Origin of the sequence: Burkholderia sp. AU45274 (assembly GCF_030482505.1) — a bacterium.
Lineage (GTDB): Bacteria > Pseudomonadota > Gammaproteobacteria > Burkholderiales > Burkholderiaceae > Burkholderia.
The window spans coordinates 249453-262329 of sequence record NZ_JAUJQE010000001.1; the positions used below are offsets into that span (position 1 = coordinate 249453).

Consider the following 12877-nt stretch of genomic DNA (forward strand, 5'->3'; position numbering starts at 1 on the left):
GGGTCGCCGGAGGGCGATCCGACCCTGTCGCCACGCGCGGGCCAAAGCATTGCCGCCGAATCCTGAAATCAGCCGCAAACGCCCGCCTGGCGGGGCGCTCGGCCCGACTCGCCGAACCCGTTGCGCACCGCCGCGACCGCGATTGAGCCGCCTGCCCATCATGAAAGATCCGGCTTGCCAATCGAGTCCCAATTCCTTGACACTCTGCTCTAAATGTGAGTGCCAATCCTGATCGTCATTTGATAAGATGGCTCTCATCATTCGTTAGGCAGCACCTGCGCGCATGACGCGCGAACGCCGGGTCGCATTAGCGGGAAACAAGTACGGGACGAGGCCCATCATCACGGCACTCACGGCCGCCTTGCCGGACGCGCATCACGCGCGCCCCGGCACGGCGGCCGGCCGGCTCGCCTCCGTCTACACTGTGCGTTTTTTCTGGATCGGGGCGTCTCCATGGATGACGAAAACGATAGCGCGGTGCTCGAGGCGCACGTCGGTACGCGCAGCCCCTGCTGGCGTCTCGGCAGCGACAGCAACGCACTCGAACTGGCGGCCGTCCGCGGCCTGACCAACGTCGCCGTCGCGCTGACGGTCGAACAGGCCGCGTGCATCCGCGCGCTGACCGGTGTCACGTCGCACCTGGTGCTCGACATCGCGCTGTTCGGCGAACCGGTCAAGCTCCATCTCGTCGGTCGGAAGGTCGACACGACCAACTGGGCCGGCACGGCGTCCGCCTATTCGGATGCCGAGTCCGTCGCGGGCGATCTCGCGCACGGGCTCGCGTTCGCCGAGCAGGTCGTGTCCGAAGTGAATTCGCTCGTGGTGATCCTCGACCGCAACGGGATGGTGCAGCGCTTCAACCGTCTGTGCGAGGAAGTGACGGGCAAGCGCGAGGTCGACGTGATCGGCCGCAGCGCGTTCGAGCTGTTCATGACCCCCGAGCAGGGCGCGCAGTCGCGCAGCAACATCACGGGATTTTTCGCGAGCAACCATTCGTTCGCGGTCGAGCGCTACATCAACACGGTCAACGGGCCGCGCCTGTTCCAGTTCCGCAACAAGTTCGTGCAGAGCGGCAGCGGCGTCGACGAGCAGTTCCTGATCTGCTCGGGCATCGACATCACCGAGGAGCGCAGCGCGCAGCAGCGGCTCATCGAGCTCGCGAACACCGACGTGCTGACCGGCCTGCCGAATCGCCATGCGATCAGCGAGCGCATCCACGCGGCGATCGCCGCCGAGACCGCCGCGACGCGCGGGCAGGTCGGCATCCTGTTCCTCGATCTCGACAACTTCAAGCGCGTCAACGATCACTACGGGCACATCACCGGCGACCGGCTGCTGCAGGACGTGTCGGCGATCATCAGCGGCTGCCTGCCGTCCGGCGCGACGCTCGCGCGGCTCGGCGGCGACGAATTCCTCGTGCTGTTCGAGCACGGCACGCGGCCGCTGCTCGAAGCGACCGCGCAGATCATTCTCGAACGGCTGCGCACGCCGATTCATCTCGGGCTGATGGAGGTCTACACGAGCTGCTCGATCGGCATCGCGATGCATCCGCAGCACGGCGATTCGCTCGAGACGCTGATCCGCAGCGCGGATACCGCGATGTACGTCGCGAAGGAAGAGGGCAAGCATACGTATCGCGTGTTCTCGCTGGAGATGAACCAGAAGGTCGCGAAGTACATGTGGCTCGACACGAACCTGCGCAAGGCGCTCGAAGAGGAGCAGTTCGTGCTGCATTACCAGCCGGTCGTCGATATCGCGACCGGCGACGTGCACGGCGTCGAGGCGCTGATCCGCTGGCAGTCGCCCGATCGCGGGCTCGTCGCGCCGGTCGAGTTCATCCGCTTCGCGGAGGAGTCGGGCCTGATCGCGCCGCTCGGGCGCTGGGTGATGCGTACCGCGGCCGCGCAGGCCGCCGCCTGGAAGGCGAAGGGGCTCGGCATCCGGATCGCGGTGAACGTGTCCGCGCGGCAGCTGCAGGACATGAACATCGTGCACCAGCTGGCGTCGATCCTCGACGCCGCGGGGCTCAAGCCCGGCCTGCTCGACATCGAGCTGACCGAGAGCTGCTTCATCGAGGACGAGGATGCGGCCAACGGGCTGATGCGACAGTTCCGCCAGCTCGGCGCGGAGATCCATCTCGACGATTTCGGCACCGGCTATTCGTCGCTGTCGCAGTTGTCGCGCCTGCCGCTCGACGCGATCAAGCTCGACCGCAGCTTCATCACGGGCATCGACCGCAATCCGCGCTCGCAGGCGCTGGTGCGCTCGGTCGTGTCGCTCGCGAAGGCGCTGAATTTCGCGGTGGTCGCCGAAGGCGTCGAAACGCATGCGGAAGCCGAATTCCTCAAGCAGCTCGACGTCGATCATGCGCAAGGCTACTACTACGCCCGCCCGATGCCGGCCCAGGCGTTCGAGGCGTGGCTCGCGGAGACGAGGAAGCTCAGGCTGATCGCCTGAGCCTCGTTCACGAACGGGCGCCGCCGGCGAGCGGCGGCGCCCGTCGCATTACACCGTGCGCAGCTTCGACACGCGCCGGTTCTGCAGCATCACGAGGCGTTCCATGTACGCGAGGTCCTTCGGCTCGATCGTGAACGCCGCATGCACCCAGGCTTCCGTGATGTCCATCAGCTCGGAGCGCGTCAGCTGGAACACCCGCTCGCGTGCGCGCAGCATCGCGCGCACGCCGTTCAGCTTCGGCTTGGTCACGTCGATGAAGGTGCGCGTCGCGAGATACGCGTCACCCGCGTCGAACGTCTGGTCGACCAGCCCGCGATCCTCGTACCACTCGGCGGCGTGCGCTTCACCGGTCGAGATCAGTTGCTCCGCAATACCCCGATCGGCCTTGCGCGCGACGAGCGAATAGCCGCCCATGCCCGGGAACAGGTTGAACGCGATCTCGGGAAACCCGAGCTTCACGCCCTTCTGCGCGAGCACGTAGTGATGCGCGAGCGCGGCCTCGAAGCCACCGCCGAGCGCGCTGCCCTCGACCATCGCGATCGAGATCGCCCCGGTGCCGAAGCCCGTGTAGATCTCGTACACGCCATCGATGCACGAGCGCGCATAGGCCATCAGCAGGTCGCGCTTGCCGCTGCGGATCGCGTCGACGAAAAAGCTCAGGTCGCCGCCGACGTTGAACAGCTCGGGGACGAGCGAGCCCGTCACCCAGAAGTCGAACGGCAGGCCCGAATCGCGTGCGACGCGCGCGAGATGGATGATGTCGGTAACGAGTTGCTGGTTGAAGCACGGCCGCGGCTCCGATCGCAGCATCATCCACATGACATTACGTCCCTCTTCATAAAAGGCAGTCAGTTGCGTGAGTTCGCCGGCTTCATAAAACGGGCGGCACGCGGGATGGGATTGGAGTTGCATGGTATGTCCTCGTGAGATGTGGTTTTTGAAGACCGTCGCGCCCGGTGCCGAGCGGGAGGCGAGTGTCCTGCAGGGCGCCGGGCGCGAGGCATCGCCATTGTTGCGCGCGCACAAAAGTCGAATTGCGAGGAACCACGCACGACCGGGACGCGGGTGCCGGTCGCATCGGTGCGGGTGGGGAAGGGGGCGGCGCGCACGGCCGGCCGGTATCGGGCCAAGGTGGGCGGCGCGTCGGGCGGAGCCGGCAGGCGTGTGAAGGCGGCCTGAACGCTAGCCGGGCAGGTTCGCCGTGTCGCGCGGATGCGTGTAAACGGCCGATCCGGCGCGCGGCCGCCGGCGTTGTCCGCTTACATGCTGAAAGCGGTGCCGGGCCGCCGTGCGGCCCCTATGGAAGATGCGGACTGGCGCCGCGCCCGTGCGTCGATTAGCTTTAAAGGATCACGCCGCGCGTGGCACCGGGCGTGCGGGAGGGGACCATGACCACGTTCCAGAAAGTGTGGCAGTTGCTCGTCGGAAAGCCGCTCGACCCGCTCGATCCGCGCACGCGGCATGCGATCGCCGTGACGCCGCTGCTGGCCTGGGTCGGGCTCGGCGCCGACGGCCTGTCGTCGTCGTGCTACGGCCCGGAAGAAGCGTTCCTCGCGCTGGCGCACCACACGCCGCTCGCGCTGTTCCTCGCGCTCGCGACGGCGGCGACCGTGTTCATCATCGCGCTCGGCTACAACCAGGTGATCGAGCTGTTCCCGACGGGCGGCGGCGGCTACCGCGTCGCGACGTCGCTGCTCGGCTCGAAGCCGGGGCTCGTGTCGGGCGCCGCGTTGCTGGTCGACTACGTGCTGACCGTCGCGACGTCGCTCGCGAGCGGGGTCGACGCGTTCTTCAGCCTGCTGCCGGTCAGCGCGCAGGCGTTCAAGCTCACGACCGAGATCGTGCTGATCGTGCTGATGACGGGGCTCAACTTCCGCGGGATGCGCGAATCGATCATGGTGCTGCTGCCGATCTTCATCGGCTTCGTGATCCTGCACTTCGCGCTGATCGTCTATGGGGTCGCCGTGCACGGCAGCAACCTCGCGATGATCGTGCCCGATGCCGTGCACGAGGCGCACGGCATGTCGCAGTCGCTCGGCGTATTCGTGATGCTCGCGCTGCTGATGCGCGCGTTCTCGCTCGGCGGCGGCACCTACACGGGCCTCGAGGCCGTGTCGAACAACGTGAACATGCTCGCTGACCCGCGCGTGCCGAACGGCAAGGTGACCATGTGGTACATGTCGACGTCGCTCGCGTTCACGGCCGGCGGCATCATCCTGCTGTACATGCTGTGGCACGCCCGGCCCGTCGAAGGCCAGACGCTCAACGCGGTCGTGTTCGGCAGCGTGATCGACCATCTCGGGCTCGGCTCGGCCTTCGCGCGCCACGCATTGCTCGCGGCCGTGCTCGCGTTCGAAGCCGGGCTGCTGATGGTCGGCGCGCAGACCGGCTTCCTCGACGGGCCGGCCGTGCTGTCGAACATGGCGTCGGATTCGTGGGTGCCGCGCCATTTCCGCGACCTGTCGGGGCGCCTCGTGCGGCAGAACGGCATCATCGTCGTCGGGCTGTCGAGCCTGCTGATCCTCCTGTGGACGCACGGCAGCGTCGACGTGCTCGTCGTGCTGTACAGCATCAACGTGTTCCTCACGTTCAGCCTGTCGCTGCTCGGGCTGTGCACGTACTGGTGGCGCCATCGCCGCGAGCAGGGCTGGTTCAAGCACTTCTTCCTGTCGGCACTCGGGCTGAGCGTGACGGCAACCGTGCTCGTCATCACGCTGATCGAGAAGTTCACGGCGGGCGGCTGGCTCACGGTGCTCGTGACGAGCGCGGTGATCGCGCTGTGCTTCATGATCAACCGCCACTACGCCTATACGCGTGCACAGCTCGCGAAGGAAGACGCGCTGTTCTCGGGCAAGCCGCCCGAAGTCGACGAGGCCACCGCGCCGGGCAAGCCCGACCCGTCTCAGCCGACGGCCGTGCTGCTGGTCGGCAAGCATCGCGGCGCGAGCATGCACGCGCTGCTGTGGGTCAACCGGCTGTTTCCCGGGCACTTCCGCAACGTGATCTTCCTCGCGGTCGGCGAAGTCGACGCGAAGGCGTATGACGGTCACGAACACCTCGAGCGGCTGCGGCACACGATCACCGAAGCGCTCGACTACTATGTCGCGCACTGCCGCCGCAACGGCATCGCAGCCGACTACCGGATCGCGTTCGGCACGAATCCCGTCGTCGAATTCATGAACCTGGCTTCGTCGACGCTCGACGAATACCCGAACGCCGTGTGCTTCGCGAGCAAGCTGATCTTCCGGCGCGTGAATTTCCTCACGGCCTGGCTGCACAACCAGACGCCCGTCGAGCTGCAGGCGCGCCTGCACGTCGAGGGCAAGCAGATGGTGCTGTTGCCGATGAACGTCGGGTAGCGGCGGGCGGCAGGACCGCACGCGGTTTTTTGTCGTGCCCGCTGCGGGTCGAACCTCCGCCGGCGGTCTTGCGTCGTACGCTCGAACGACGCGCGCATGACGGCCGGCCTTCCGTGCGGCGCACTGCGTCGGCGCGTTACGGATGACGATGCGTATGCGAACGCGGCCGCCGTGCGCGCTTGCGCTGCAACTGGCCGCGAATCCGATTACGGCTGCGCCCTTCCGCGAAGAACAGCGCGGCAAGCATGACGACCGCAAGCAGGACGAGGGTCGAGACGAGGTCGTGTTCCACCATGTCGCCTCCGATCGGGAGGAGGTTGCGCGCCAGGTGAGCGCCGTGGTTGGGGTCAGCCTGCGGGGATGAAGCCGCCGGCGCGCGGGCGTTCGTGTCCGACCTCACGGATCGGATGAGCGGGCTTGCGCGGCATTTGATCGGATGAATGAAGGCCGCGCCGCGCATCCCGCCGTGCGCGGCGGATCGCCGTCACGTCAGCATCGGCACGGCTTCGACCAGCAGGATACCGATGAGCGCGCCGATCGCGGCGCCGATCAGTTTCGGATGCCACCGCCCGAGATGCAGCTTCGTCAGCAGCGCGCCGAACAGGATCACGCCCAGCAGCGTGAATAGCACCACGAGGAAGCCGGTTTCGAAATCGCTGTTGATCACGGCCATGATGCCTCCTTGCCCATGTTGGGCACGCCGCGTTCGTCGAGACGGCGCTTGTCCTGGCGAGATCGCGCACGCAATGTGACCTGATTTGATTATAGGTTGCGCCAGCCGTCAATTGCGCGTGTGTGCGGCGCCTCGCGGCGCGACCGTGCCGCATCGCCGCGCGTCGCTTGACGCTCGCCGATGCGTCACCCACACTGGGCTGCAAGGCGGCGTGCGACAGGCGCGCGTGAGCGCGGCGCGGATCGTCCGTGCCGGTGTGTTGCCGCCATGTTCCGAAACGAGCGCGACGTGGTGCGTTTTCTTTCCCGACCGACCGGTTTTGCGTTTGCGTGCGTCGTCGCATTCGGCGTCGTCGCGGCCGTGCGGCCGGCTGCGGCCGATACGGTCGATGCTGGCGACACAGCGCCCGTCACGATCGTCAGCGACGTCCACGAATTCGTGATCCAGCACGACGGCTCGCTCGACGAGCACGACGATTCGACGCTGCGCGCGAACGACGCGAACGGCATCGATGCCATCGCCCAGCGCTACGTGTGGTTCGACAAGAATCTCGAGAAGGTGGACCTGCTCGCGGCCGAGACGATCGACCGCGACGGCGTCGCGCATCCGGTCGGCGCGGATAGCATCCGCGACGTGCAGGAACCGCGCTCGGCCGGCGCGCCGACGTTCCAGGACGGGCTGCTGCGCACCGTCGTGTTTCCCGGCGTCGAAGCCGGGTCGAGCACGCGCGTGGCGTTCCGCAAGACCCGCACGAAGCCGGTCAACCGCGGCTACTTCGGCTATACCGTGGAGCCGTCGCGCGAGCCGGTCGACCGCCAGCGGCTGATCTTCGACGTGCCGGCCGACATGCCGCTGTACGCGGATGCGCACGGCTACGTCGCGCTGCCGCCGGTCACCGCGAACGGCCGCACGCGCTACGAATTCGACTACCGGCACGGCCCGTACGACCGCATCGAAAGCGGCGCGGTCGGCTACGCGACCTACGGCGACCGGCTCGTCGTGTCGACGCTGCCCGACTACGCGGCGTTCGCCGCGCGCTATCGCAACGCGGCCGTCGATCCGGGCGCGGACGATCCGGCCGTCGCGCAGCTGGCGCGCACGCTCACCACGGGTGTCGCCGATCCGCACGACCAGGCGCGCATCCTGTACGACTGGGTGCAGGCGAACATCCGCTACGTCGGGCTGTTTCTCGGCGAAACGGCCGCCGCGCCGCATCGCGTGACGGACATCCTGCGCAACCGCTACGGCGACTGCAAGGATCATGTCGCGCTGTTCGGCGCGCTGCTCGCGGCGGTCGGCATCCGCAGCGAGCCGGTGCTGCTCAATCTCGGGTCCGTCTACACGTTGGCGTCGGTGCCCGGCTACGGCGGCGGTGCGATCAATCACGCGATCACGTGGCTGCCCGATCTCGCGCGCTATGCGGACACGACGACGGCCGGCATCGCGTTCGGCTATCTGCCGCCGATCGTGATGGACCGTCCCGCGCTGCTGGTCGACACGAGCGTGCTGTCGCGTACGCCGGCCACGCAACCGCGCGCCCGCATCGCGCGGGTCGAGATCGACGCCGCGGGACCGGGCGCCACGCGTGTTCACGCGTACACCGAGGACGACGGCTGGACGGCCGAGCTCGAACGCAACCTGTTTCGCCGCGCGACGCCCGATGGCATCGCGCAGCTGGCGAACAACCGGCTGCGGCAAAGCGGCTTGCGAGGTCGCGCGCAGCTGTCGACCAGTGACCGGCGCGTCACCGACGGGCCATTCGACGTGACGATGTCGGGCACGCTCGATCATTTCGTGTGGCCTGACGGCACGACCGCGTTGCCCGCGCTGTCGAGCCTGACGGGCGGCATCGCGACGCAGGTCGAGAACTGGCTCGCCGAGCCCGTGCGCACGCAGCCGTGGGGCTGCATCGGCGGCGCGTTCGACGAGACCGGCCAGATCGCGCTGCCGGCCGACGTCGCGGTGACCGACCTGCCGGCCGATACGGCCGTGCACGACCGCTTCGTCGACTTCACGTCGCATTACGTATTCGACGCGGCCGCGCGCGTCGTGCAGGTCACGCGGCGAATGACGGCGGATTTCGGCCGCCAGGTGTGTACGGCGGACGAATTCACGGCGCTGCGCGCGTCGCTCGAGCGCATCGAACGCGACACGCAGGCGCAGATCGTCGTGCGGGCGAAAGGGCGCTGAACGGGCAGGGAACGTGAGCGCGTCGATGCATTCGGTCGACGCGCAGGAGGGACATCATGACGGAACGCGATCACGAGATCGCCGATCTCTCGAAGGAATTGCTGGGCCGGATCGTGCAAGGCACCGTGGCGAGCGGCGCGGTCGTGGACGTGGAGCAGTGCGCGGCGCTTGCCGTGCAGTGCGCGACGGCGCTGATCGACAAGCTGGAAGCGCGCAGCGACTGAACGCTGCCATTACGCGTGACGTCGATGGCGACGACGCCTGATGGCGCGGCCGGCATCATGCGCGCCACGTCACACACTACGCTTCGACGCGCACCTCGCCGTCCGCGCGCACGGCGCCGGGCGGCTTGCCCACTACGCGCTTGAACGCGCGGCTGAACGCGGCGAGCGAGCCGTAGCCGAGCCGGTACGCGACGGCCTCGATCGTCTCGTGGTCGCGCGTGATCCATTGCGCGGCGAGCCGCATCCGCAGCTCGGTCAGGTAGCGCACCGGCGTCATCCCGGTGGCCGCGAGAAAGCGTTCGGCGAACACCGAACGCGACACGCCCGCTTCGGTCGCGAGTTCCGCCACGCTCCAGTTGCGGCCCGGGTCGCGATGCAGCGCGACGATCGCGCGGCCGAGCTTCGGTTCGCGCAGCGCCTGCACCCAGCCCGTCGCATCACCGCATCCGCATTCGACCCAGCCGCGCACGATGAACGCTGCGACCACATCCGCGAGCCGCGCGAGGATACCCGCGAAACCCGCGCGCGCCGAGCACGCTTCGCGCTCCATGGCATCGAGCATCGGGCGGATTTCCGGGTAGCGCGCGAGCAGCGTGCCGACGTGCATGAACTCGGGCATCGTGCCGACCAGCGGCTGCATGCCGCCGAGATCGAGCTCCATGCACGCGCTGAAGATCAGCGCATCGCCGGCGCCCGGCTCGGTCGTCGCGCAACGGGCGGGCGACACGCCGGCCGATGCCACCGACGCGACCGTATCGCAGATTTTCGCGACCTCGAAGCCGTTGATTTCGCGGCACGGTGCATCGGGGTCGGACACCAGCGCGTGCATGCCGCCGTGCGGCAGCAGGATCGCGTCGCCGGCTTCGAGCCGCATCGTGGCGCCCGACGCGTCGCGCAGCAGCACGGGCCCGCGCCCGACGAAATGGAACTGCGCGCGGCCCGTCACGTGGCCGAAATTCAGCCCGAACGGCCGTGCGACCTGGATGCGGCGGTACTGGACGCCGCTCAGGCGCATCCCCAGCAGCAGCTCGCTGACGAGGTCGTGCACGTCGGGAATCGGGGGCAGAAGGGGCTCGGACATTTCGAGATTCGGACGAACGATCAACAAGAACGGATTGTATGTCATAGACCGTCCTGACGTGGTTCCTTACGATACGCCCTCATCAGTACTTTCCCTAACCGACACGGAACCACGCATGAATCCCGGAACCTCCACGGCCGCCTCGACGGCGGCCCCCCGCGAACCGGCCTGGGGCGCGGTATTCGCGATGACGCTCGGCGTGTTCGGGCTCGTCACGGCCGAATTCCTGCCGGCGAGCCTGCTGACGCCGATGGCCGACAGCCTCGGCGTGACCGAAGGCGTGGCCGGGCAGGCCGTCACGGCCACCGCGACGGTCGCGCTCGTCACGAGCCTGCTGATCTCGGCGCTGACGCGCACGATCGACCGGCGGCGCGTGCTGCTCGTGTTCTCGGTGCTGCTCGTCGCGTCGAACCTGGCGGTCGCGTTCGCGCCCAACCTGGCAATGCTGCTGGTCGGCCGCGTCGTGCTCGGCATCGCGCTCGGCGGCTTCTGGACGATGGCGACGGCCACCGCGATGCGGCTCGTGCCGACGGCGATGGTGCCGCGTGCGCTGTCGATCATCTTCAGCGGCGTGGCGGTCGCGACGATCGCGTCCGCGCCGATGGGCAGCTACTTCGGTCACCTGATCGGCTGGCGCAACGTGTTCCTGATCGCGGCTGCGCTTGGCGGCATTGCGTTCGTGTCGCAGATCCTCACGCTGCCGTCGATGCCGCCGAGCGGCACGACGCGGCTGCGCACGCTGATCGACGTGCTGCGCCGGCCGACCGTCGGCCTCGGCATGTTCGCGACGATCCTCGTGTTCACCGGGCACTTCGCGTTCTTCACGTACCTGCGGCCGTTCCTCGAACAGGTCGCGGGCGTCGGCGTGAACGGGTTGTCGGCGATCCTGCTCGGCTACGGCATCGCGAACTTCGTCGGCACGTCGCTTGCCGGCCGCGTGCTCGAACACCGGTTGCGGCCGATGCTGATCGGCATGCCCGCGCTGATGGTCGTGCTCGGCGTCGCGCTCGTCGCACTCGGCCGCGCGCCGATGATCGACGCGGTGCTCGTCGCGTTGTGGGGGATGGCGTTCGGCGGCGTGCCCGTCGCCTGGTCGACGTGGGTCACGCGCACCGTGCCCGATGAGGCCGAGAGCGCGGGCGGGCTGATCGTCGCGGCGATCCAGCTCGCGATCGCGACGGGCGCGGCGGCCGGCGGCGTCGTGTTCGACGCGAACGGGGCGGCCGGCGTGTTCGTTGCCGCGGCCGTCGTGCTGGCCGTCGCGGTCGCGACGATCGTGACCGGCGTGCCCAAGCGTGTCGGCGTGGTGTCCGCGCTGGCGGAATGAGTTGCACCGGCGGGCCGCCCGGCCCGCCGCTCAGCGCACCGGGGCGTGCGTGTCGAGCAACTGCCGGTGGCGCGCTTCGGTCGCGTCGTCGGCGGGGAACATGCATTCCATGCGCAACTCCTGTGCGGCGGCGCTTTGCGGCGTCCCGACCGTCGTGACCAGCGAGAAGTAACGCAGCACGACGCCTTCATGCACGAAGCCGATCGGGATGACCGGCAGTGATGGTGCCGCGGCTGGCGCCGGCGGCGTTTTCCAGTCGCGCGGCGCATCGGGGCTCGCGAGCAGGTCGTCGAGCAGCTGCCGCGTCTCGTCGTCGATCACGCGGCCGACCGCTTCGCGATGCACGCGTTGCAGCAGGCTGCGCGACACCGTCTCCCAGTCGGCCAGGAACGGCCGCATGCCGTGCGGATCGAACATCAGGCGCAGCAGGTTGCGCGGGCCGTCGCGCGCGGCCATGTCGATGAAGCAGCCAAAGAAGCGCGGCGCCGCGTCGTTGGTCATCAGCACGTTCCAGTGGCGATCCATCACGATCGCCGGAAACGGATCGTGCTGGCGCACGACGCGTTCGAGCGCGCCGATCACGCCCTGCATCTCCTGCGCATCCCACGGCGCTTCCGAATACACCGGTGCATACCCGGCCGCGAGCAGCAGCGCGTTGCGCTCGCGCAGCGGCACGTCCAGCGTTTGCGCGAGCGTCAGCAGCGTGTCGCGGCCCGGCACGCTGCGTCCGCTTTCGATGAAACTGATCTGGCGCTGCGAGATGCCCGCGTCGAGCGACAGGTCGAGCTGGCTCACGCCGCGCACGTCGCGCCAGTAGCGCAGCAACTGGCCGAGTTCGTGCGGCGGCGCGTGCGGTTCGCGACGGCTGGCGTTCATCGTGCCTCCCAGGGCGTTCCGTGAGCGACGCGATCGACTATATCGGACTCACGCGGCGTTCGCCTGCCATGCGAATGCGTCGAACGGCGCTTCGAGCGCGGGCTGCGTCACGCTGCCGACGTAGTTCGTGATCGTCGACGCAGCGACCACCGCGATCACTTCCAGCAACTGTTCGGCGCTGAAGCCGGCGTCGAGGAACGCCTGCCGGTCGGCCTCGGGCAGGCGGCCGCGGGTGTCGATCAGCTTGCGTGCGGTGGCCGACAGCGCGGCCAGTGTCGGGTCGCCGGGCAGGGCGCCGTGGCGGATCGCGTCGACGTCGGCGTGGGTCACCCCCTGTTTCAGCGCCAGCGCGGTGTGGAACGCGACCGGCCATTCGCTCGCGTTCGTGACCGCGTTGGTGAGCAGGAGCGTCTGGATCTGCGGCTCGGTGAGGCTGCTCGCGTGCACGCGTTCGAACAGGCCGATGAAGCCGTTGATCAGCACCGGCGACGCGGCCATGGCCGCGGCGATGTTCGGGACGATGCCGAAGGTTTGCTGGAGCTGCAGGAGGACGGGCTTTGAGGCGGCCGGTGCCGAGTCGATGGTGTGAAGCGGGTAGGCGGACATGATATCTCCGGGGGAGGAGCGCCGCCGGAATGGCGGCGCGACACCCGAAGCGTAGGAGCGGCCGTGTCGTGTGCCAATTACATG

11 protein-coding genes are annotated in these 12877 nt (G+C 68.3%); 5 read left to right on the forward strand and 6 right to left on the reverse strand.

The genetic code is table 11. From position 1 onward, the window contains the following. Nucleotides 1-453 precede the first annotated feature (453 nt). Complete coding sequence (pdeR, locus tag QZM35_RS01180) at nucleotides 454-2457, forward strand: cyclic di-GMP phosphodiesterase (protein ID WP_089428273.1); 2004 nt, start codon at nucleotides 454-456, stop codon at nucleotides 2455-2457. A 48-nt stretch (nucleotides 2458-2505) separates the two neighbouring features. On the opposite strand, the gene QZM35_RS01185 is transcribed toward pdeR, so the two are convergent. Next, nucleotides 2506-3369 carry a crotonase/enoyl-CoA hydratase family protein gene (locus tag QZM35_RS01185; protein WP_089432175.1) on the reverse strand — a complete coding sequence of 288 codons (864 nt, stop codon included), beginning with the start codon at nucleotides 3367-3369 and terminating at the stop codon, nucleotides 2506-2508. Nucleotides 3370-3845: 476 nt separating this feature from the next. Here QZM35_RS01185 and QZM35_RS01190 point away from each other — a divergent pair, with 476 nt between their 5' ends. Next, nucleotides 3846-5816: an APC family permease gene (locus QZM35_RS01190; RefSeq protein WP_301775244.1), complete on the forward strand. Its 1971-nt coding sequence runs from the start codon at nucleotides 3846-3848 to the stop codon at nucleotides 5814-5816. 136 nt (nucleotides 5817-5952) lie between these two features. Here the strand turns inward: QZM35_RS01190 and QZM35_RS01195 are convergent, their stop codons facing one another. After that, complete coding sequence (locus QZM35_RS01195) at nucleotides 5953-6111, reverse strand: hypothetical protein (RefSeq protein WP_179255077.1); 159 nt, start codon at nucleotides 6109-6111, stop codon at nucleotides 5953-5955. A 189-nt stretch (nucleotides 6112-6300) separates the two neighbouring features. Continuing rightward, a complete protein-coding gene (locus QZM35_RS01200) occupies nucleotides 6301-6489 on the reverse strand; it encodes a hypothetical protein (RefSeq protein WP_069250820.1) in 189 nt (62 codons plus the stop codon). Nucleotides 6490-6756: 267 nt separating this feature from the next. Here QZM35_RS01200 and QZM35_RS01205 point away from each other — a divergent pair, with 267 nt between their 5' ends. After that, nucleotides 6757-8679: a DUF3857 domain-containing protein gene (locus tag QZM35_RS01205; RefSeq protein ID WP_301775245.1), complete on the forward strand. Its 1923-nt coding sequence runs from the start codon at nucleotides 6757-6759 to the stop codon at nucleotides 8677-8679. Between the two features lie 56 nt (nucleotides 8680-8735). Continuing rightward, nucleotides 8736-8903, forward strand: a complete 168-nt coding sequence (locus QZM35_RS01210; protein ID WP_174976067.1) for a hypothetical protein — start codon at nucleotides 8736-8738, stop codon at nucleotides 8901-8903. Between the two features lie 76 nt (nucleotides 8904-8979). Here the strand turns inward: QZM35_RS01210 and QZM35_RS01215 are convergent, their stop codons facing one another. Beyond that, nucleotides 8980-10029 (reverse strand): AraC family transcriptional regulator, encoded by a 1050-nt coding sequence (locus tag QZM35_RS01215; RefSeq protein WP_089428271.1) that lies wholly within the window; start codon nucleotides 10027-10029, stop codon nucleotides 8980-8982. A gap of 70 nt (nucleotides 10030-10099) precedes the next feature. Here QZM35_RS01215 and QZM35_RS01220 point away from each other — a divergent pair, with 70 nt between their 5' ends. After that, entirely contained in the window at nucleotides 10100-11311 is a 1212-nt protein-coding gene (locus tag QZM35_RS01220; RefSeq protein ID WP_089428270.1) for an MFS transporter, read from the forward strand. Nucleotides 11312-11341: 30 nt separating this feature from the next. Here the strand turns inward: QZM35_RS01220 and QZM35_RS01225 are convergent, their stop codons facing one another. Together QZM35_RS01225 and QZM35_RS01230 are read right to left on the reverse strand one after the other, a co-directional pair. Next, the gene (locus QZM35_RS01225) at nucleotides 11342-12187 is read right to left on the reverse strand and encodes a helix-turn-helix domain-containing protein (protein WP_301775246.1); all 846 of its coding nucleotides are present in this window, start codon (nucleotides 12185-12187) and stop codon (nucleotides 11342-11344) included. Between the two features lie 48 nt (nucleotides 12188-12235). After that, a complete protein-coding gene (locus tag QZM35_RS01230) occupies nucleotides 12236-12793 on the reverse strand; it encodes a carboxymuconolactone decarboxylase family protein (RefSeq protein WP_089432178.1) in 558 nt (185 codons plus the stop codon). Nucleotides 12794-12877 lie beyond the last annotated feature (84 nt).